Raw genomic sequence first — 21487 nt, 5'->3', positions numbered from 1 at the left:
GACAGGATTGCCATGGTCGCCCGTGCTCACACCGTTGCCTTTCAAGGGGTCGATGCCCGCCCGGTCGAGGTGCAATGCGCCGTCTCACCGGGCCTTCCGGCCTTTTCCATCGTGGGATTGCCGGACAAGGCAGTCTCCGAAGCACGGGACCGGGTACGCAGCGCGCTAAGTTCGATGGCGATCGCGCTGCCGTCGAAACGGATCACGATTAACCTTTCGCCTGCCGATCTGCCCAAAGAGGGCAGCCATTTCGACCTGCCTATCGCCGTCGCTTTGTTGACTGCGTTGGAAATCATTCCAGCGGATGCTGCTGAGGGCGCTGTCGCGTTGGGCGAGTTGTCTTTGGATGGTTCTCTGGTACCCGTCGTCGGCGCGCTGCCCGCTGCCATGACAGCAGCCGCCGATGATCGCAGCTTGCTTTGTCCCAGCGCCTCTAGCGCCGAAGCCGCGTGGGTTGACGCCACTCAGGTGATCGGAGCGGGCTCGCTTGGGGATGTGGTGCGGCACTTTACCGGTCAGTCTGCGCTGCCCGCTGCGACACCGGGCGAAGTGAAACTATCACCCAATGCACGGGACCTGCGGGACGTGAAGGGGCAAGAGCGCGCCAAACGCGCCTTGGAAATCGCCGCCGCCGGGCGGCATCATTTGATCATGATCGGGACACCGGGTTCCGGCAAATCCATGCTGGCGGCGCGTCTGCCGAGTATTTTGCCGCCTCTGAGCCCGGTCGAAGCTTTAGAGACATCGATGATCCAGTCGCTTTGCGGCTTACTGGACGAAGGTGGCATCAGCCGCGCCAGACCGTTTCGCGAGCCGCACCATACCGCTTCGATGGCCGCGATCGTGGGCGGTGGCAAAGGCGCGAAACCCGGAGAGATATCACTGGCGCATAACGGCGTCCTGTTCATGGACGAATTCCCCGAATTTCCGCGTACCGTTTTGGAAACCCTGCGCCAGCCTATTGAAACCGGCGAGGTAATGGTCGCCCGCGCCAACGCCCATGTGAAATACCCATGCCGCTTTATGCTGGTAGCCGCCGCGAACCCGTGTAAATGCGGATACCTTACGGACCCGTCCCGCGCCTGTTCACGCGCGCCGGTCTGTGGTGAGGATTACTTGGGGCGTATCTCAGGGCCGTTGATGGACCGGTTCGATTTGCGCATCGAAGTCCCTCCGGTCGGATTTACCGATCTCGACCTGCCGCCTACCGGCGACAGCTCTGCGACCGTCGCAGAGCGGGTTGAAGCGGCGCGCGCCATACAAGCAGATCGCTTTCGCGACACGCCAAATACCCGTCAAAACGCAGATGTCGAAGGCAATGTGCTGGAAGAAATCGCCACCCCTGATGCCCAGGGCAAAGAACTATTACTGAAAGCCGCGGAACGCTTTGGCCTGTCGGCCCGCGCCTTTCACCGCATCCTACGCGTGGCCCGCACCATTGCCGATCTCGAAGGTGAGCCGGATGTGCGCCGCCCCCATGTCGCCGAGGCGCTGAGCTTTCGCATCAGCGCCAAAGCAGGAGCTTAAAGTTTCGCCTCAATCGCTTGCCAGATTTTCTCGGCGATGTTCACGCTATTGAACCGCTCAAGCTCCTGAATACCAGTGGGTGAGGTCACGTTGATCTCGGTCAGGTAGTCGCCAATTACATCGATCCCCACAAAGATCTGACCACGTTCCTTCAATAACGGTCCGATCGCAGCGCAGATTTCCATATCTCGCTCGGACAGGCCGATTTTCTCGGGGCGCCCGCCCACATGCATGTTCGAGCGGGTCTCGCCCTCAGCCGGAACCCGGTTGATGGCGCCCACTGGCTCCCCATCGACAAGTATGACCCGCTTGTCGCCATTGCGCACATCGGGCAGGAATTTCTGCGCGATCAGAGGCTCACGAGAAAAGCCGGTGAACAGCTCATGTAGCGATGTCAGGTTGCGGTCATTCGCATCAAGACGGAATACGCCAGCACCTCCGTTGCCGTAAAGCGGCTTGAGGATGATATCGCCATGCTTTTCCTTGAACGCCTTGATGGTTCGCAAATCCCGCGCAATCGTGGTGGGCGGAGTCAGTTCAGGGAAATCCAGAACCAGCAGCTTTTCGGGATAGTTTCGCACCCAAAACGGATCGTTAACCACCAGGGCCTGCCCCTTTAGCCGGTCAAGCAAATGGGTCGAGGTGATGTAGTGCATGTCAAACGGGGGGTCTTGGCGCAGCCAGACGACATCAAATTCAGCAAGGTCCACTTCACGCTCAGGGCCCAACACTGCCGGGTTGCCAGCGACTCGTTGCACCGTCATGTCATGGCCGCGCGCCGTGATCTTGCCTTCCTGGTAAGCCAGTTGATCCGGGCCATAAAAAAACAGCTGGTGGCCGCGCACCTGAGCCTCTTCTGCCAGACGGAAAGAGCTGTCGGCGTTGATATCCACGGCCCCGATTGGGTCCATCTGAAAGGCGATCTTCATGGTGTATCCCTCAATTCCACGCTCGATACATGGCGCAGAGGCTTGACGGGTTCAATGGGGGTCAGTCCAAACCAAAGGCGTTTTCGATGATTTGAACAGTTCCAGTGTCATCAACCAGTGCCGCATCAAACCGAGTATTCGTCAGCTGACCAGCAGGCTCCTGTTCAAGAAACTGGGCAGCGGATGCGCAAATTCGATCCATCTGTCGGCGACTAATCCGAGCGGCTGCACGGTCAAAACTACGGCTTTTCTTAACCTCAATGAAGACCAACCCATCTGCGTTGCGCGCGATCAGATCTATTTCACCGCCAGCACCGCACCACCTGCGTCTTGCGATTGAATAACCCCGTCGCACGTATTCGGCGGCCACGCAAAGTTCGGCGGATTGTCCAGCGTGATAAGATACAGAACCCCGAACGGATCTCTGTGCCATATCATCCCTTTCCCAGCTTCAGAGCCATCTGATAGATCGGACGGCGCGGCAGGCTGAACATCTCTGACACCAGATCTGCCGCATCACGCACCGAATGCGTTTGCAATGCTTTTATCAATGCCTCTTCTACGTCAGAGTCCTTAACAGATTGCGAATGGGCGCGATCCACAAGCAGAACCACCTCGCCCTTAACCGATAAGCCCTCGTACTCTGTTGCCAGATCAGCGAGCGTCCCTCGGCGAGTTTCTTCAAACTTTTTGGTGAGTTCACGGCACAGGGCCGCCTGTCGGTCTCCACCCAAAATATCCGCGAGATCAGAGAGGCAGGCAGCCACGCGCTTCGGCGATTCATAGAAGACAAGCGTTCCGGGGACGCTGCGCAGGGATTCGATTCGTGAACGCCGTGCGCCAGAGGCATTGGGCAAGAACCCGGCAAAGAAAAATGCATCCGTGGGAAGCCCCGCCAATGTCAGCGCCGTCAAAACAGCAGACGGTCCCGGAGCACATGTCACGTTGTGCCCAGCCTCAGCCGCCTGACGGCCCAAATCATAGCCGGGATCGGCGATCAGCGGCATTCCCGCCTCGGACGCGTAAGCCACCGATTGCCCTTGTTCCAGCGCCTCAAGTATTTTTCCCCGCGCGCCCGCGCCGCTGTGATCGTGGTAGGCCAATATGCGGCGCCCTTCGAGCGGCACGCCATGGATTTCCATCAAACGTCGCAAGCTGCGTGTATCTTCGGCAGCAATCATGTCTGCCGAGGCCAAAACATCGAGCGCCCTGAGCGTAATATCGCGTGCCGCCCCGATTGGGGTGGCAATAAAGTACAGCCCAGCGGCCAATCTGATCTTTTGGAAATTCAAAGCTGGACCCTCACAGCGTGACGTTTATTATCGCGGTTCAATAGACCAAGGTGCCCTCAGACGCCGGATCAGGGAGTTTTCTTTTAGATGTTTACCGTTTGCAAGCCCGCACGCAAACTGGCGAAATCCGCCATTGTACTGGCCTCGGCCGCTTTTCTGGCCGCCTGTGAAGTCGGCGGCATCAGCGGAGGCCCCTCGATCGACACCTCTGACCCGGTTCCGGTGGCCCTGTTGGTCCCAAGCGGATCACCTCAGTCTGGCGATGCGGCCCTTGCCCGTAGCCTTGAGAACGCAGCGCGGCTGGCTATAGCGGATTTGCCGAACGTCAAGATTGATCTGCGCGTCTACGACACGGCCGGCAATGCCGGAACGGCCTCGGCGGTTGCACAGCAAGCTGTAGCGGACGGGGCCAAGATCATTCTTGGGCCAGTGTACGCACAAGCCGCAAACGCGGCAGGACTTGCGGTGCTAAACAACAATGTGAACGTGCTGTCCTTCTCGAACAACACCAGCATTGCGGGCGGCAATGTCTATGTGCTTGGCCCCACTTTCCAGAACACGGCCAACAGGCTGGTGAACTACGCCGGACAGCAGGGTAAAAACAGTACTGTCATTGTGCACAGCAATGACTCAGCGGGCCAGCTAGGCCAGTCTGCCATCGCTGCCGCGCTCAGCAACAGCCGCGTCAACAATGCGGGCACAGTTGGATATGACCGGTCTCAGCAGGGCGTGATCGATTCTGTTTCGGCGATTAAAGCAACGGTCGATTCGACCGGCGCAGATTCGATTTTCCTGACCGCGACAACCGCAGGCGCGCTGCCGCTTTACAGCCAGTTGTTGCCCGAGGCTGGTGTGTCGCCTGCGACAACTCAGTATATCGGCCTGACACGTTGGGACATTCCAGCCCAAACGCTGGAATTGCCTGGCGTACAAGGTGGCTGGTTCGCACTTCCCGATCCGGCAAAGGCACAGGCGTATCGCCAGCGTTACAACAACACCTACGGTGAGGCACCACACCCGATCAGCGGGCTTGCCTATGACGGAATCGCTGCGATCGGAGCCTTGGTTAGCCAGGGCAAATCGAACGCGTTGACAGGTGCAGCATTAACCCAGAACGCCGGTTTTCAGGGTGTCGGCGGTATTTTCCGCCTGCGGCCGAACGGTACGAACGAACGCGGTCTGGCTGTTGCCACGATCCAGAACAAACAGGTGGTTGTGATTGACCCTGCCCCACAAAGCTTCTCTGGCGCCGGATTCTAATCGACCGGCGCAGGGCTCTGCGCCCGATGTCAATCTGATCTGCGCGGCTGACGAGATTTTTAACAACGCCGAGGTCAATGCCAACCTGTCCGCCGCTGTTGAAAACAGTTCGGACAACGCAGCCTTGCGCGCCGAGACGGTGCGCATACTGCGAGAGGCGCAAAAGACAGGCCGCAAGGCGATTGCGGACGCCTTTGCCGAGCGCCCATTTGATGCACCGCCGCTGACGCATTCCTATACCTATCTGACGGACCAGATGGTCGGCACAGCAATGCGCATCGCCAGCGAGCATCTGCATCCGCTGGCAAATCCCACGCAAGGCGAGAAAATCGCTGTGCTGGCAGTGGGAGGTTATGGCCGGGGTGAGATGGCCCCGTCATCCGATGTAGATCTGCTTTTTCTGACGCCGTACAAAATCACCGCCTGGGCCGAGAGCGTGATCGAATCCATGCTCTATATTCTCTGGGATCTGCGGCTGAAGGTCGGTCACTCTTCACGCACGATCAAAGATTGCCTGCGTCTGGGGACCGATGATTTCACCATCCGTACCGCCATGCTGGAACAACGGTATCTCGTCGGGGATCAGCCCCTTGCGCAAGAACTTGAAGCGCGCCTGAAGACCGATCTTTTCAAAGGCACCGAGCGGGAATTTATCGAAGCCAAGCTGAAGGAGCGCGATGAGCGGCACCTGAAGCAGGGTGAACGCTATATGGTCGAACCCAACGTCAAAGAGGGCAAGGGCGGCTTACGCGACCTGCAATCGCTCTACTGGATCGCAAAATACATCTATGGCGTAACGGACGTGGCCGAACTGGTCCCTATGGGCCTCTTTACGCCCGAAGAGTTTGACGAGTTCGCGCAAGCCGAAGAATTCCTCTGGGCCGTCAGGTCTCATTTGCATCTGGTGACGGGCCGCGCGACGGAACAACTGACCTTCGATCTGCAGGTCGAGGTGGCCGATCGTATGGGATATCAAGACCGCGCCGGTCGGCGCGCCGTCGAGGTGTTCATGCAACGCTATTTCCGCGAAGCCACCCGTGTGGGCGAATTGACACGGATTTTCCTGACCAAACTGGAAGCCTCGCACATGAAGGGCGCGGCCTTGCTGGAACGTATTTTCCGCCGTCGCCCCCGCGTCAAGGCCGGTTACCGCGTGGTCCATGGCCGTCTGGATATCGCGGACCCTGACACGTTCCTGTCAGACAAGGTCAACCTGTTACGGTTGTTCGAAGAGGGTTTGCGCACGGGTATGCTGATCCATCCCGACGCAATGCGGTTGGTAACGGCCAACCTGAACCTGATCGACGATGAGATGCGCAACGACAAAGAGGCGCGGCGCATCTTTCTTGATCTGATGCTGAAACACGGCAACCCCGAACGTGCCCTGCGACGCATGAACGAGTTGGGGGTTCTGTCAGCCTTTTTGCCCGAGTTTGAGCACATCGTGGCGATGATGCAGTTCAATATGTATCACAGCTATACGGTGGACGAGCATACGATCCAGTGCATCGTCAATTTGGCGCAGATCGAGCGAGGAGAGTTAATCGAGGAACTGCCCTTGGCGTCATCCATCCTGGAGGGTGGTGTTAGCCGAAAGGTTCTATACGTGGCTCTGTTGCTGCACGACATCGGCAAAGGACGCCCCGAAGATCATTCGATTCTGGGTGCGCAAATCGCGCGCAAAGTGGCACCACGATTAGGGCTGAGCAAGGCGGATTCGGAAACCGTCGAATGGCTTGTACGCTATCACTTGCTGATGTCCGATATGGCGCAAAAACGCGACATCTCAGACCCGCGCACAATCCGCGATTTCGCGAAAGCTGTTGCAACCGTCAAACGGCTGGACTTGCTGACGGTGCTGACAGTCTGTGACATCCGCGGTGTCGGACCAACGACCTGGAACAACTGGAAGGCTACATTGCTGCGCGCTTTGCATGCTGACACCAAACACGCACTGGAATCCGGGATGGAGGCGCTTAACCGAGCCAATCGTGGAGATGGGGCGAAAAAGCGGTTGCGGGCCGAATTGGAAAACTGGTCCAAATCTGATCTGAAAACCGAAACCGGGCGGCATTATGATCCGTATTGGCAGGGACTGAACCTTTCGACACATGTCGAATTCGCGGAAATGTTGAAATCGCTGGAGGACAGCGGCGATCCGGGTGCCGTAGAAATCCGTCTGCATCCGGATGAGGATCGCGACGCCACCCGCGCGTGTTTTGCCATGGGTGATCATCCGGGTATTTTTTCTCGCATAGCGGGGGCACTTGCCCTTGTAGGAGCCAATGTGGTTGATGCCCGCAGCTATACGACGAAAGACGGATATGTAACTGATGCGTTCTGGGTTCAGGACGCCGAGGGCCATCCCTTCGAGGCTACGCGCCTGCCTCGGCTGACCCAGATGATTCACAAGACACTCAGGGGTGAGGTTGTCGCACGGGACGCATTGAAATCCCGCGACAAGATCAAGAAGCGCGAACGCGCCTTCAACGTCCCGACCCATATCACCTTCGACAACGAAGGTTCAGAGATTTACACGATCATCGAAGTCGACACCCGCGACCGGCCCGGACTGCTATATGATTTGACGCGCACGATGGCAGCCGCCAATGTCTATATCGCGAACGCAGTGATCGCCACCTATGGAGAACAGGTGGTCGACACGTTCTATGTCAAGGATATGTTCGGCCTGAAATACCACTCTGAGGCCAAGCAACGCGGGTTGGAAGCCAAGCTGCGCGCGGCCATCACCGAAGGTGCCGAGCGGGCCGCATCATGAAGCCGATCCGCCTGATTTCGGGCTTTTTCACCGTTGGGTTCTGGACCTTGGCAAGCCGCATTCTGGGCTTTTTGCGGGAAATCCTGCTGACCGCTTATATCGGGCCCGGACCCGTGATGGATGCTTTCGTCGCAGCCTTCCGACTGCCTAATATGTTCCGCCGCTTCTTTGCCGAGGGCGCATTCAACGCAGCCTTTGTTCCAATGTTCTCAAAACGCCTTGAAGGCGGCGAAGACGCCGAAGGTTTCGCACAGGATGCGTTTAACCTGTTGGCAGTGGCGGTGCTGGCGCTAGTCGGTCTGGCGATGGTCTTCATGCCCGCGTTGGTTTGGATAACCGCCGAAGGATTCTATGGTGATGAACGCTTCGATCTGGCGGTGGATTATGGGTACGTCGTGTTCCCCTACATCCTGTTTATGTCCCTCGCTGCGCTGTTTTCCGGAGTATTGAACGCAACCGGGCGCTTCGCCGCTGCAGCCGCCGCTCCTGTGCTGCTGAACATATTCGCCTGCTCCGCGTTAATCTTTGGCGCGATATCTGGTGGAGAAATCATACGCTGGCTCATCGCGGTCATCCCAGTCGCAGGCATCGCGCAATTGGCGCTTGTCTGGATTGCGACCGAACGCGCGGGAATTCGCATTCGGCCCGGTTGGCCAAAGCTCAGCCCGGAAATGCGCCGCATGGTGCGGATCGCGGTTCCTGCGGCGTTGGCCATGGGCGTAACGCAAGTCAATCTTGTAGTCGGACAGCTTGTGGCATCAAAAACCGAAAAGGCAGTCAGTTGGTTGTTTGCCGCAGATCGTTTGTATCAACTGCCGCTCGGAGTGGTTGGCATTGCCGTCGGCATCGTGCTGTTACCCGACCTGTCACGCCGCCTGCGCGCAGACGACAAAGATGGAGCACGCAATGCCTTTTCACGGGCCGGAGAGTTTACTCTGCTGCTGACCTTGCCTTCGACAGTTGCCTTTATGATCATCCCCGGCCCGTTGGTCTCGGTCCTGTTCCAACGTGGCCAGTTCAGCGCCGAAGATACAGCGGCGACCGCCTTGGCCGTGGCCATCTATGGTATCGGGCTACCCGCATTCATGCTGCAGAAGCTACTGCAACCTTTGTTCTTCGCCCGCGAAGATACCAAATCACCGTTTCGATACGCAGTGGTTGCGATGGTGGTGAATGCCGGACTTGCCTTTGGGCTTTACCCCATTGTCGGGTGGATTGCGCCCGCAATCGCAGCGTCGACTGCTGGCTGGGCCATGGTTGCGCTGCTTGCAATCGGCGCGCGCAGAATGGGCGACGAAGCCCGATTTGATGACCGGTTCAGACAGCGGACCTGGCGGGTCGTGGCGGCATCGGCTGGCATGGGGGTGGTGTTGTTTACGGCCATTAACCTCTTCGGCTGGACGTTCGGCGTACCAGGCTGGCGTTACCTTGCGCTGATCGTGCTCATTGTAACTGCGGCGGTGGCCTACTTCCTTTTGGGGCACATCTTGGGGGCCTTCAGGATTTCGGAATTCCGAACAGCGCTGCGCCGTAGCTAAGGCGCATCAATCCCGCCGGGTTTTGCTAAGGATACGCGCCCATCCACCCGGAGCCAGAAAGAAAGACAAACCAAACCCGGTGGCAAAACCGCCCAGATCGGCGACCCAATCCGAGGTCCCACCGAAGATCAGACCGAACAGCAACTGAATGCCCATAAGAACCGCGATCAGGCTGAATGCGCGCGATTGGTTTTCACCCACCAGAGAAAGCTTGCGCCATAGCAACCACGTGAACGCACCGATTAGCCCGTAGACCGGAGGAAACCCACCAACCAGTGGATATGGCGGGTTCAACAGCACCGCATAGGCCAACGCTCCGCCGACACCGGACAAGACGAATATGATCAGCATGGCGACGCTGCCAAAGACCTCGGCCACCATCTTCCCCATCGCCAGAACAAACACGCAGACAAACACAGCTTGTGTGAAATTGGCCTGAACAAAGGGATATGTGACAAAGCGGATCACATGTTCGAACGGCCAGCGCCCGTTCTGGACCATCCAATCGAATATATCGGGCGAAAACGTATATTGCTGCAACGCATCCAAGCGCCAACCAACAGCAGTCGGCCCTCCGACCAAGCCCCTGCTGCCAAGCAAGAAGATCAGTTCAATCCCGATTATGAACAGAACCAGCGCCACCACGACCGGCGGCAGAGGGTTCACGGGCGGTGTATAATGCTCACTGCTCATTGGGCTGGCCTTTCGCGGCTGTTGACGTCCCTTGGCCTCATGGGTAAGCGACGGGGGCTGATTTTTCCAGACAGGAGTTTCCTTCGATGACCGAGACCCAATTCACGCCGCGCGTGTTTTCCGGCATCCAGCCTTCAGGAAACCTGCACTTGGGTAATTACCTGGGTGCACTTAAACGTTTCGTGGATATGCAGGGGCCGGAATACGAGACCGTCTACTGCATGGTCGACCTCCACGCGATTACTGTCTGGCAAGATCCGGATCGTCTGCGTGAAAAGACCCGCGAAGTTTGCGCGGGGTTCATTGCCGCTGGTCTGGATCCCGAGAAATCCATCCTGTTCAATCAAAGCCAGGTGCCCGAGCACACACAGCTGGCCTGGATCTTCAACTGCATCGCCCGTATCGGCTGGATGCAGCGAATGACACAGTTCAAGGACAAGGCCGGTAAGAATGCGCAGAACGCCTCTTTGGGTCTGTTCGCCTATCCTGCCCTGATGGCGGCAGACATTCTGGTCTATCACGCGACCCATGTGCCTGTTGGTGAAGACCAGAAGCAACATCTGGAACTGACGCGCGACATCGCAATCAAGTTCAACCATGACTATGGCGTCGATTTCTTTCCGGTGACCGAACCGGTCATCGGTGGGCCTGCGCCCCGCGTGATGAACCTGCGTGACGGGTCCCGGAAGATGTCGTCGTCAGACCCGTCTGATATGACGCGGATCAACATGACCGATGATGCCGATGCCATCGCCAAGAAGATCCGTAAAGCCAAGACCGATCCGGACGCTTTGCCGTCGGAGGTCGATGGCCTTGAAGACCGTCCCGAGGCGCGCAATCTGGTGAATATCTATGCCGCGCTTAGCGACCAGACGGCCGCACAAGTGCTGGCTGAGGTTGGCGGGAAGCAATTCGGTGAGTTCAAGCCAATGTTGGCAGAACTTGCGGTCTCGAAACTCTCACCCATTTCAACCGAAATGGCGCGCCTGATGGGCGAAGAGGCCGAGATTGATCAGATTCTCGCCCGAGGTGCTGAACGGGCACGTGCAATCGCGGCCCCGATTCTGCAGCAGACCTACGAGATTGTAGGGATGGTCGGCGCGGGCAAGTCCTGACCACGCGATCGCAATCCAAAAAAGAACGCCGCCCTTTCTCGGGCGGCGTTTTTCGTTCCGTCGGCTCTTATGCCGCCTGCAGGCTCAGCATCTCGTGCACGATGGATTCCGCAACTTCGTGCGGGCTGACCGCTTCGGCTTTGGCCCGTGTCAGGATGCGATCCATCGTCTGCTCCAGCGCCTGCAACCTACCGGCGACCCAAGCTTCACGCTCTGCGACACGCAGGATTTCCGTCGCCACATTCACGATACCACCGCCATTGGCGACGAAGTCAGGGGCGTAAAGAATGCCACGCTCGTGGAGCAACTGCGCGTCCCGATCGCTGGACAACTGATTATTTGCCCCTCCGGCCACAGCGCCGACTTTCAGTAATGGAATACTCGTTTCGTTCAGGATGCCGCCGATCGCACAAGGCGCAAAGATATCCGCTTCAACGCCGTAGATCGCATCGGGTGCAACGACCCGTGCCGCAAACCGTTCGGCCACGCGGGCCGCTTGCCGGGTGTCGATGTCAGTTACGATTAACTGCGCACCAGAATCGTGCAACAACTGGCACAAATGCTCGCCTACATGGCCAAGCCCCTGAACCGATACAGTCAGGCCTTTCAGGCCAGAAAATCCAAACCGGTGCTGCGCTGTCACCCGGATAGCATTGAATATCCCGCGCGCCGTTATCGGAGACGGATCACCGCTGGCGAACTCACCTTCCGCCAGCCCAGCCACAAATTCGGTTTCAGATCCGATATGCGCCATATCTGCAGGCGTCATACCCATATCTTCTGCCGTCCAGTACAGACCGTTCAAACCTTGAATCACGCGCCCAAAGGCCTGCAAAAGTTCAGGTGATTTATCCTCATGAGGATCCCCGATAATGACAGCCTTGCCTCCCCCGAGCGGCAGATCAGCCGCGGCGTTCTTGAACGTCATGCCCCTTGCCAGTCGCAAAGCATCGTCCAGGGCCTCGGCTGGGTGGCCGTAAGGGCGCATACGCACACCGCCCGCAGCGGGGCCACGTTGCGTTGAGTGGATCGCGATGTAGCCCAATAGACCAAGTGAGTTATCTTTGAATTCGACCACGCGCTCGTGCTCTGGCGCGTCTACGATGGTGATGTCCATTCTTCTCCTCCGGAGTGCTTCCGAGAGTTTGCCACCTATCGTCGAGTGATTTTCACCCTTTTGTCACTATATCAGGGAAATTTTTGGTGCTAACGTCTAAAATTGAAAACTTTTGTGGAGTTTTTCGCCATGGATGATATCGATTCCAAGATAATCCGCGCCCTTCAAAACGATGGCCGTATGACTGTCATCGATTTGGCGGAGCATGTCGGGCTGTCCCCGACACCCTGCGCACGGCGTTTGGATCGGCTGCAACGGGACGGGATTATCACCGGCTACGCCGCACAGGTCGACCCCGAGCGGCTTGGATTCGGCGTTACAATCTTTGTGTCTGTCGAGTTGGAGAAACAGGATCGCAACGCCATCGATTCCTTCGAAAAGGCGATTCGTCGCTGCGACGAGGTGATGGAATGCTACCTTATGACCGGATCACGCGACATTCTGCTGCGCGTGGTTGCCAAAGACCTCAATGCGTTTGATGCATTTCTGGAAAACCAGCTTATGAAAATTTCGGGCATTCGAAACCTACGATCAAACTTCGCTTTGCGCACCATGGTCAAACGCGAAGCGCTGCCTCAGCACCATGGATAATCTGCTGGACCTTGCGTCAGCCCCAACCTAGGTTTCCCCGGAGCTTGAGGGAGGGCGCAATGGCAGTCGGCAAAAACATCCGCACCTATTTCAACGGCCAATGGCATGACGGGGACGCACCGATCATGCGCGCTGCTGACCATGGCGCATGGCTGGGCTCATCGGTGTTTGACGGAGCCCGGTACTTTGATGGTATAACCCCGGATCTGGATGCCCATTGTGCCCGCGTGAACCGTTCAGCCGAGGCGCTGATGCTGACACCTTCTGTAACAACCGAACAGATGGTCGATCTGGTTCACGAAGGGTTGCAAAGTTACGCACCTGACACCGCCGTTTACATTCGCCCCATGTATTGGGGCATCGACGGGGATCACACCGCCATCGTCCCTCAGGAAAACAGCACTGGCTTTGCCATCTGTCTTGAAGAAATCCCAATGGCACCCAAAACCGCCTCGGCGACGCTGACAACCACTCGTTTCCGCCGCCCTGTTCTGGAATCCGCTGTGGTCAACGCAAAGGCAGGGTGCCTGTATCCGAACAATGCCCGGATGTTGCAGGAGGCACGCAACAAGGGCTTTTCAAACGCCCTTGTGGCCGACGCGATGGGGCATGTGGCCGAGACTGCGACCGCAAATATCTTCATGGCGCGCGATGGTGAGGTTTTTACTCCAATCCCCAATGGGACATTCTTGGCCGGGATTACACGCGCGCGGCATATTAAAAACCTGCGCGCCGACGGGGTAACCGTGCATGAAACCGTGCTGAGTTTCGATGACTTTCACGACGCGGACGAAGTGTTCATGAGCGGTAACATGAGCAAAGTGACGCCAATCACCGCGCTGGATGACACCCAGTATCAGGTGGGCCCAATCGCCCGTCGCACACGCGAGATGTACTGGGATTGGGCTGCAAGCAATTGCTGATCTGCTCCTTTTCTGTTTCAGTTGCCACTGCTTACCCTGTGAGGCATGATCCCGAAAACAAACGAGGACAAACATGCGCAAGTTCCTAGTCGTTCTGGACGACAGCCGTGAATGCCTGAACGCCATGCGCTTTGCCGCTATGCGTGCGGCACATACTGGCGGCGGGGTTACGGTTCTTTCGGTAATTCCACCGGACGAATTCAACCACTGGATCGGTGTTGCCGAGGTGATGCGCGAAGAAGCGCGTGAACGTATTCACGCCCATTTCGAGGTGTTCGCCAAATGGATGCGCGACAAACAGGGTGTCGAGCCCGAATTGGCAATCCGTGAAGGCGATCCGGTGGCCGAAATCATTGAACATGTCCAATCCGATCCCGAGATCGGCGTATTGGTTCTGGGTGCAGGTACTGACAAAAAAGGCCCCGGACCGTTGGTGACACAACTGACCCGGAACTCTGGAAGTTTGCCCATTCCTATTACTATCGTGCCCGGCGATCTGAGCAAAGAGAAGCTGGAAGCCATCACCTGAGGTGAATTTATGTCCGCGAAGCTGCAGTTCTGGTTCGACTTCGCATCGACCTATTCTTATCTCAGCGCGATGCGTATCCAGCAGGCGGCTTCGGAATATGGAGTTGCCGTAGAATGGCACCCATTCCTTCTGGGGCCGATCTTTGCTGAACAGGGATGGAAAAACTCGCCGTTCAACCTCTACCCTGCAAAAGGTCGGTACATGTGGCGGGACATGGAACGGCTTTGCGCCGCGCGCGATTTACCTTTTCGGCGGCCTGAGCCATTTCCGCAAAACAGCCTGAAAGCAGCAAGGCTAGCGCTGGCGATCGAACCAGCTGATCAACGGGCAGCCTTTGTACGCACTGTCTATTCTGCGCAGTTTGGTTCCGGTCGTGATATATCGAATCCGGCGGTTCTGGTTGAGTGCCTTACCAAATCTGGCGTTTCGACTGATCTGATGGATCGGATAAGCGACCCCGCGATCAAGGCTGCCTTGTTCGAGCAAGTTACTCAGGCCAAGGCTAAACACATCTTTGGTGCGCCGAGTTTCGTTATTGGGGACGAGCTGTTCTGGGGTGATGATCGTCTGGATGATGCGATTTCTTACGCCGTCACAATTTAGAACGGTTCCAAATCTTGACTTCCCCCGCACGGACGCGCATATCAGGTGCATCTTAGACGGAGCCGCGCCATGTTCATTCAAACCGAATCCACACCCAACCCGGCCACACTAAAATTCCTACCCGGCCAGACGGTTCTGGAAGCAGGCACCGCTGATTTTCCAAGCGCCGACGCTGCAGAAAAATCACCGCTCGCCAAACGCATATTCGGTGTAAACGGCGTAACAGGCGTGTTCTTCGGCAACGATTTTGTCACGGTAACCAAATCTGATGACGTGCAGTGGGATCACATCAAGCCCGCAATTCTCGGCGCTGTGATGGAGCATTACCAGTCCGGCCAACCGGTTATGGGCGCAGGTGCAGAGACCGCCTCGGGCCACGCTGAACACACCGGCGAAGATGCAGAGATTGTCAACCAGATCAAAGATCTGCTGGATAGCCGCGTGCGTCCTGCTGTGGCTCAGGACGGCGGTGACATCACCTTCCACGGCTTCGACCGCGGCGTTGTTTATCTGCACATGCAGGGAGCCTGCGCGGGCTGTCCGTCCTCGACCCTAACGCTGAAAATGGGGATCGAGAACCTGTTGCGTCACTACATCCCCGAAGTGACCGAGGTTCGCCCTGTTGCCGTCTGAACCGACGATTTTGGCATTCGATACATCGGCCGCGCATTGCGCGGCCGCTTTGCTGCGAGAGGGTAAGATTATCGCATCGCACGCCGAGGCGATGACTCGTGGGCAGGCGGAACGGTTGATGCCCTTGCTTGAAGAAATCCTGACCCGGAACAATTGCACATGGCGGCACCTTGATGCGATCGCCGTCGGAATCGGCCCCGGCAATTTCACCGGCATCCGTATCTCGGTATCCGCCGCGCGCGGGTTGGCGCTTGGGCTTGGTGTGCCGGCGGTTGGGGTGTCGGGGTTTGATGCAGTTGCGGAAATTGCGCCCGGCGGGCATCTCCCGGCGATAGCTGCACCGCGCGATCAGGTTTATGTGCAACCTAAGGGGCGCGCGCCTTACCTGACCTCACGTCATGCCGCTGACGATATTGGTCCCTTGTATTTCTGCGAGGACCCAGAACAGCAGGCCCGTGCGATCGCCCAGGTGGCCGCTGGTCGTTGGACGACAGTTCAAGCGCCACCCGCTCCGCTTTATGTCCGCCCTGCAGATGCGGCCCCTTCAAGCGATGTCCCACCGGTGCTTTTGGACGAATGACACCACAGGACATGGCAGAAACCCACGCCGCAGCCTTCACACAGTCACGCCCGTGGAGCGCGGAAGAATTCAGCAATCTGATTGCCAATCGCTTTACCCATGTTGTTGGCGACAAACGGTCTTTCGCCCTCATTCAAGTGATCGGCGAAGAGGCCGAGCTGCTCACGATCGCGACACGTCCAGACTATCAAAGACGCGGGCTGGCGCGGCGCATCATGGCAGACTGGCACGCCAAGGCACGAGAACTCGGTGCAATCCGTGCATTTCTGGACGTTGCCTCAGATAACCATTCGGCGATCTCTCTGTACCAAACCAGCGGATACACGGCATGCGGCAATCGCGCAGCCTATTATCATCGCAAAAGTGGCCCAAACGCCGATGCGATCGTCATGGAACGCCCCTTGAGCGAAAAATATTCGCTTTTTTAGACCATATGGTCAAAAATGTGTTGACCGAAGCTGTTGCAAACAGCTTCAATTCCCGCCATCACAACAGGTATGCTCGCTCTGAGTGGGTACCGGGGGATTAAGCCCCGGACCGATAACAGCCAACGGGAGTAACAAATGACATTTATGAAATCCTTGATGGGCGCAGCCGCTGCGGTTGCACTAACAGCAGGTGCTGCTATGGCAGAACCGGCCCTTATCTTTGATCTGGGTGGCAAGTTCGACAAATCGTTCAACGAAGCCGCGCATAATGGCGCTCAGCGTTGGGCGGAACAGACCGGCAAAAGCTATCGCGAGATCGAGCTTCAGTCGGAAGCGCAGCGCGAACAAGCGCTTCGCCGCTTTGCCGAAGCGGGCGCAAACCCGATTATCACAATGGGCTTCGCCATGGCCGATCCATTGGCTGCAGTGGCAGGTGACTATCCGGATACCAAATTCGTTGCGGTCGACGTGACCTGGCTGGAAGCCCCGAACATTCGCCAGATCGGATTTGCCGAACATGAAGGATCATACCTGGTCGGCATGATGGCGGCGATGGCGTCCCAATCCGGCACAGTGGGCTTTATCGGTGGCATGGATATCCCTCTGATCCGCCACTTTGGTTGTGGTTATGCACAAGGCGCGAAGTCCGTGAACCCGGACATCAACGTTGTTGCCAATATGACAGGCACCACCCCTGCAGCATGGAACGACCCGGTGAAGGGCTCGGAGTTGACCAAAGCACAGATCAGCCAGGGTGCTGACGTGATTTACGCCGCTGCGGGCGGTACCGGTGTTGGCGTTCTGCAAACCGCAGCCGACGAAGGCATCCTGTCAATCGGTGTCGATAGCAACCAGAACCACCTGCACCCGGGCAAGGTCCTGACCTCGATGCTCAAGCGTGTGGACGTTGCTGTATATGACGCCATGAAAGCTGGCGAAGACGTCCAGACCGGTGTTTACACCATGGGTCTTGCACAAGATGGCGTTGGCGTTGCGATGGATGAAAACAACGCGGAACTGGTGAGCGAAGAAATGAGCTCGGCCATTGAAAGTGCCCGTCGCGACATCATCGATGGCAACGTAAGCGTTGTCAGCTACTACGAGAACGACAGCTGCCCTGCACTGCAGTTCTGATGTAACTGGGGGCGGGGGCCATGGCCTCCGCCCTGCACCACTCTGCCGCATGCGGCCCTTTCGGCAACCCAAGGACAAGATATGACCGTCCCCGCCATTGAACTCAAAGGGATTTCCAAAGCCTTTGGGCCGGTTCAGGCTAATAAAGATATTTCCATCAGCGTCGCCCGCGGAGCGATCCACGGGATCATTGGTGAAAACGGAGCGGGCAAATCCACGCTGATGAGCATCCTCTACGGATTTTACAAAGCCGACAAAGGCGAAATCTGGATCAACGGCACCAAGACCGACATCCCTGACAGCCAGGCGGCGATCGCCTCGGGCATCGGGATGGTGTTTCAGCATTTCAAACTGGTCGAGAATTTCACCGTTCTGGAAAACATCGTTCTGGGTGCGGAGGACGGTGGGCTGTTGGCTCCGTCGCTCGCGAAAGCCCGGAAAGAGCTGAAAGACCTAGAGGAAGAATACGAACTGTTCGTCGACCCGGACAAACGCATCGATGAGATCGGTGTGGGCATGCAGCAGCGGGTTGAGATTCTCAAGGCGCTCTACCGCAAGGCCGAAATTCTGATTCTGGACGAACCCACGGGCGTTCTTACCCCTGCCGAGGCGGACCAGCTGTTTCGCATTCTCGACCGGCTGCGGTCCGAGGGTAAAACAATCATCGTGATCACGCACAAGCTGCGCGAAATCATGGAGAACACCGATACGGTTTCGGTTATGCGCCGTGGTGAGATGACCGCCACCGTCAAAACAGCTGATACCAATCCGCAGGCCCTGGCCGAATTGATGGTTGGCCGCAAGGTCTTGCTACAGGTTGATAAGGTGCCTGCACAGCCGGGCAAACCGGTTCTGGAAATCGAAAACCTCAGTGTCACCGATTCGGCCGGTGTCGAGCGTGTCAAAGGCATCGACCTAACCGTTCGCGCGGGTGAGATCGTTGGCATCGCGGGCGTTGCTGGCAACGGGCAGTCCGAGCTGCTTGAAGTTTTGGGCGGTATGCGACCCGGGGTAGGCTCGATCAAACTGAACGGCGAGCCTCTGGCGTTGCACGGCCCCGGATCGGACGGGCAAGCGCGGCGCGCCCGACATATCGCTCATGTCCCCGAGGATCGGCAGCGCGAAGGCCTGATCATGGATTTTCACGCGTGGGAGAATGTGGCGTTCGGCTACCACCGCGACCCTGCTTACAAACGCGGGCTGTTCATGGACAACGCTGCCCTGCGTGCCGACACCGAAGCCAAGATCGAGAAGTTCGATGTGCGCCCGCCCAATGGCTGGCTGACGGCAAAAAGCTTCTCGGGCGGCAATCAACAGAAAATCGTCGTTGCACGAGAAATCGAGCGCAATCCCGATCTGCTGCTGGTGGGCCAGCCCACACGCGGCGTGGATATCGGTGCCATCGAGTTCATTCACAAACAGATCGTCGCCTTGAGGGATCAGGGCAAAGCAATCTTGCTGGTCTCGGTCGAGCTGGAAGAGATCTTCTCACTCTCGGACCGGATCGCGGTTATGTTTGACGGACATATCATGGGCGAGCGTCTGCCCGCCGAGACGGATGAAAAAGAACTGGGCCTGCTGATGGCCGGTGTTGCAGGAGAGGCCGCCTGAACCATGGAAAAAATGCCCAAATGGGCCGATGTGGTGCTGATCCCGCTAATCAGTCTGCTTCTGGCCACAATCCTTTCGGCAATCGTCATCCTTGCCATCGGGGAAGATCCGCTTGAGGCGGTAAATCTGATGGTCACTGGGGCCCTAGGGTCAACCTACGGCTGGGGCTATACACTTTATTACGCAACGAACTTCATCTTCACCGGGCTCGCGGTTGCAGTTGCCTTTCACGCGCGCTTGTTCAACATCGGCGGCGAGGGTCAGGCCATGCTGGGCGGACTGGGCGTTGCCATCGTCTGTCTATCGGTCCCTTGGCCGCATTGGACAATAGCTTTGCTGGCCGCCTGTGCTGCTTCGATGATCTTCGGTGCAGCCTGGGCCGCGATCCCGGCCTATCTGCAGGCGAAGCGGGGCAGCCATATCGTGATCACCACGATCATGTTCAATTTCATCGCTGCCGCTTTCCTGAATTACATGCTGGTCAACGTCATGCGCCCGCAAGGGTCGCAAGACCCAGCAACGGCTCGTTTCCCCGAGGCAGTGCATCTCCCGACTTTCCAGTCGATGTTCTCGAGCGCCGAAAACATCGTTTTCCGAGGTGCGCCTGCCAACATCTCGTTCTTCGTCGCAATCCTTGCGTGTTTTGTTGTCTGGGCGCTGATCTGGCGAACTCGGTTGGGCTATGAAATCCGCGCCTACGGCCATTCGGAAACCGGTGCCGTCTACGCCGGTATCTCGCCTGTACGCATCACGATTATTGCCATGCTGATCTCGGGCGCTCTGGCGGGCCTGATGGCAGTCAACAACGTGATGGGCGAAGCCGAGCGGTTGGTGCTGAACGCAACCGAAGGCGCGGGTTTCATTGGAATTGCCGTGGCATTGATGGGTCGGTCGCATCCATTCGGGGTATTTCTAGCCGCTATTCTGTTTGGGTTTCTGTATCAGGGCGGGGCCGAACTGGCGCTTTGGACATCGATTCCGCGCGAACTGATCGTGGTCATCCAAGCGCTGGTCATTCTGTTTACCGGAGCACTGGACAACATGGTGCGCATGCCGCTTGAAAAGCTGTTCATGGCGCTTCGGAAGGGGTCGGCCTGATGGATTTCTTCCTGACACTCATCCAGGTTCTGGATTCGACCATCCGACTGGCTACGCCTTTGCTGCTTGCCTGTCTGGCCGGTCTATACTCCGAGCGCGCGGGCATCTTCGACATCGGCCTTGAAGGCAAGATGCTGATGTCAGCATTCTTCTCGGCTGCCGTCGCCGCCGTAACCGGTTCGGTGTGGCTGGGATTGCTGGCCGGGATCGCAGCATCTCTGGTCCTTTCGGCGCTACACGGGTTTGCGTCGATCACGTTCCGGGGCAATCAGCTGATCTCGGGGGTTGCGATCAACTTTCTTGCCTCAGGTATGACCGTTCTTGTCGCCCAAAGCTGGTTCAAGCAGGGTGGTCGTACGCCATCATTGTTCGGTGAAGGGCGGTTTGAATCTGCAGAATTCCCTTATGCGATCGGTCCGGCTGACGCCGAACTGACAGGCCGTCCGGTTTCCGAGCTGATGTCTGAAACCAATCCCCTGCATATGGCCTATTCCGAGCTCCTGTCTGGCCATTCCATTCTGGTGTACGTGGCTTTCCTTATGGTGCCACTGACTTGGTGGATTCTGTTCCGCACCCGGTTCGGGCTGCGTCTGCGCGCGGTCGGAGAGAATCCTGCGGCGGTGGATACTGCTGGAGTTTCGGTTGTAGGTCTCCGCTACGCAGCGGTTGCGATTTGCGGCGTACTTTGCGGCATCGCAGGTGCCTACCTGGCCACCGCGCTGCAAGCAGGCTTTGTGAAAGAGATGACCGCCGGGCGCGGATTTATCGCACTGGCTGCTTTGATCTTTGCAAAATGGCGTCCGTGGCACGCGATGTGGGCATGCCTGTTGTTCGGGCTGTTGCAGGCCATTGCCTTGCGTTTCCAGAACATCGATTTGGGCGGGGTCGTGATCCCGGTGCAGGTCATGGACGCCCTGCCCTATATCCTGACCGTGGTGATTCTTGCCGGGTTCGTCGGCAAGGCCATACCGCCACGCGCAGGCGGCGAACCATATGTAAAGGAACGCTGATAGAGCCAGTTCAGGACTGCCCCTCAGTCCTGTTTGCTGCAAAGCGGCATACAGAGTTGATTTTGTATGCCGCAACCGCTCTAAGGGGGTATGGACG

21 protein-coding genes are annotated in these 21487 nt (G+C 57.6%); 16 read left to right on the top strand and 5 right to left on the bottom strand.

The window, feature by feature from the left end; genetic code table 11:
* Window positions 1-12: 12 nt before the first annotated feature.
* On the top strand, window positions 13-1527 hold the full coding sequence (locus ACR0I1_RS15565) for a YifB family Mg chelatase-like AAA ATPase (protein ID WP_480707144.1): 1515 nt from the start codon (window positions 13-15) through the stop codon (window positions 1525-1527).
* On the opposite strand, the gene gshB is transcribed toward ACR0I1_RS15565, so the two are convergent.
* The 3 genes from gshB to rsmI all read right to left on the bottom strand — a co-directional run bounded on the left by gshB (window position 1524) and on the right by rsmI (window position 3748).
* Window positions 1524-2456 (bottom strand): glutathione synthase, encoded by a 933-nt coding sequence (gshB, locus tag ACR0I1_RS15560; protein ID WP_480707143.1) that lies wholly within the window; start codon window positions 2454-2456, stop codon window positions 1524-1526. The genes ACR0I1_RS15565 and gshB overlap by 4 nt on opposite strands.
* Window positions 2457-2517: 61 nt before the next feature.
* The gene (locus tag ACR0I1_RS15555; protein WP_223117558.1) at window positions 2518-2889 is read right to left on the bottom strand and encodes a YraN family protein; all 372 of its coding nucleotides are present in this window, start codon (window positions 2887-2889) and stop codon (window positions 2518-2520) included.
* 1 nt (window position 2890) lies between these two features.
* The gene (gene rsmI, locus ACR0I1_RS15550) at window positions 2891-3748 is read right to left on the bottom strand and encodes a 16S rRNA (cytidine(1402)-2'-O)-methyltransferase (protein WP_480707141.1); all 858 of its coding nucleotides are present in this window, start codon (window positions 3746-3748) and stop codon (window positions 2891-2893) included.
* Between the two features lie 87 nt (window positions 3749-3835).
* Here rsmI and ACR0I1_RS15545 point away from each other — a divergent pair, with 87 nt between their 5' ends.
* Genes ACR0I1_RS15545 through murJ form a run of 3 tightly spaced genes read left to right on the top strand, consistent with a single transcriptional unit; the run spans window position 3836 to window position 9325 of the window.
* On the top strand, window positions 3836-5008 hold the full coding sequence (locus ACR0I1_RS15545; protein WP_170612915.1) for a penicillin-binding protein activator: 1173 nt from the start codon (window positions 3836-3838) through the stop codon (window positions 5006-5008).
* Window positions 4968-7787: a [protein-PII] uridylyltransferase gene (locus ACR0I1_RS15540; RefSeq protein WP_480707139.1), complete on the top strand. Its 2820-nt coding sequence runs from the start codon at window positions 4968-4970 to the stop codon at window positions 7785-7787. Before ACR0I1_RS15545 ends, ACR0I1_RS15540 begins: the two co-directional genes overlap by 41 nt.
* Complete coding sequence (murJ, locus tag ACR0I1_RS15535; protein ID WP_480707137.1) at window positions 7784-9325, top strand: murein biosynthesis integral membrane protein MurJ; 1542 nt, start codon at window positions 7784-7786, stop codon at window positions 9323-9325. Before ACR0I1_RS15540 ends, murJ begins: the two co-directional genes overlap by 4 nt.
* Before the next feature lie 6 nt (window positions 9326-9331).
* Here the strand turns inward: murJ and ACR0I1_RS15530 are convergent, their stop codons facing one another.
* A complete protein-coding gene (locus tag ACR0I1_RS15530) occupies window positions 9332-10018 on the bottom strand; it encodes a rhomboid family intramembrane serine protease (protein WP_170423757.1) in 687 nt (228 codons plus the stop codon).
* A gap of 86 nt (window positions 10019-10104) precedes the next feature.
* Between ACR0I1_RS15530 and trpS the strand changes: the two genes are divergently transcribed.
* Window positions 10105-11133, top strand: coding sequence for a tryptophan--tRNA ligase (gene trpS / locus ACR0I1_RS15525; protein WP_170423755.1), 1029 nt, complete (start codon window positions 10105-10107; stop codon window positions 11131-11133).
* Window positions 11134-11200: 67 nt separating this feature from the next.
* Here trpS and ACR0I1_RS15520 read toward each other — a convergent pair whose 3' ends face one another.
* Entirely contained in the window at window positions 11201-12250 is a 1050-nt protein-coding gene (locus ACR0I1_RS15520; protein ID WP_170513963.1) for a Glu/Leu/Phe/Val dehydrogenase, read from the bottom strand.
* A 129-nt stretch (window positions 12251-12379) separates the two neighbouring features.
* Between ACR0I1_RS15520 and ACR0I1_RS15515 the strand changes: the two genes are divergently transcribed.
* From ACR0I1_RS15515 to ACR0I1_RS15465, 11 genes are all read left to right on the top strand, one after another.
* Window positions 12380-12841 carry an Lrp/AsnC family transcriptional regulator gene (locus ACR0I1_RS15515; protein WP_480707135.1) on the top strand — a complete coding sequence of 154 codons (462 nt, stop codon included), beginning with the start codon at window positions 12380-12382 and terminating at the stop codon, window positions 12839-12841.
* 59 nt (window positions 12842-12900) lie between these two features.
* Window positions 12901-13764 carry a branched-chain amino acid aminotransferase gene (locus ACR0I1_RS15510; RefSeq protein WP_480707133.1) on the top strand — a complete coding sequence of 288 codons (864 nt, stop codon included), beginning with the start codon at window positions 12901-12903 and terminating at the stop codon, window positions 13762-13764.
* A gap of 73 nt (window positions 13765-13837) precedes the next feature.
* Window positions 13838-14293, top strand: coding sequence for a universal stress protein (locus ACR0I1_RS15505; protein WP_074736907.1), 456 nt, complete (start codon window positions 13838-13840; stop codon window positions 14291-14293).
* A gap of 9 nt (window positions 14294-14302) precedes the next feature.
* Window positions 14303-14896 (top strand): 2-hydroxychromene-2-carboxylate isomerase, encoded by a 594-nt coding sequence (locus ACR0I1_RS15500; protein ID WP_170597285.1) that lies wholly within the window; start codon window positions 14303-14305, stop codon window positions 14894-14896.
* A 69-nt stretch (window positions 14897-14965) separates the two neighbouring features.
* Window positions 14966-15529: a NifU family protein gene (locus ACR0I1_RS15495; RefSeq protein ID WP_170395847.1), complete on the top strand. Its 564-nt coding sequence runs from the start codon at window positions 14966-14968 to the stop codon at window positions 15527-15529.
* Window positions 15519-16109: a tRNA (adenosine(37)-N6)-threonylcarbamoyltransferase complex dimerization subunit type 1 TsaB gene (tsaB, locus tag ACR0I1_RS15490; RefSeq protein WP_170597283.1), complete on the top strand. Its 591-nt coding sequence runs from the start codon at window positions 15519-15521 to the stop codon at window positions 16107-16109. The genes ACR0I1_RS15495 and tsaB overlap by 11 nt, the downstream gene beginning before the upstream one ends.
* 11 nt (window positions 16110-16120) lie before the next feature.
* A complete protein-coding gene (locus ACR0I1_RS15485) occupies window positions 16121-16537 on the top strand; it encodes a GNAT family N-acetyltransferase (RefSeq protein WP_480707131.1) in 417 nt (138 codons plus the stop codon).
* A gap of 135 nt (window positions 16538-16672) precedes the next feature.
* Window positions 16673-17671 carry a BMP family lipoprotein gene (locus ACR0I1_RS15480; RefSeq protein ID WP_170395841.1) on the top strand — a complete coding sequence of 333 codons (999 nt, stop codon included), beginning with the start codon at window positions 16673-16675 and terminating at the stop codon, window positions 17669-17671.
* 81 nt (window positions 17672-17752) lie between these two features.
* A complete protein-coding gene (locus ACR0I1_RS15475) occupies window positions 17753-19282 on the top strand; it encodes an ABC transporter ATP-binding protein (protein ID WP_170395839.1) in 1530 nt (509 codons plus the stop codon).
* 3 nt (window positions 19283-19285) lie between these two features.
* A complete protein-coding gene (locus tag ACR0I1_RS15470; protein ID WP_170513031.1) occupies window positions 19286-20380 on the top strand; it encodes an ABC transporter permease in 1095 nt (364 codons plus the stop codon).
* Window positions 20380-21390, top strand: a complete 1011-nt coding sequence (locus ACR0I1_RS15465) for an ABC transporter permease (protein ID WP_170408321.1) — start codon at window positions 20380-20382, stop codon at window positions 21388-21390. The genes ACR0I1_RS15470 and ACR0I1_RS15465 overlap by 1 nt, the downstream gene beginning before the upstream one ends.
* Window positions 21391-21487 lie beyond the last annotated feature (97 nt).

The organism is Ruegeria sp. B11, from assembly GCF_056539785.1.
The sequence above is the reverse complement of the archived record's forward strand: the minus strand, read 5'-3'. Positions and strand labels throughout refer to the sequence as shown.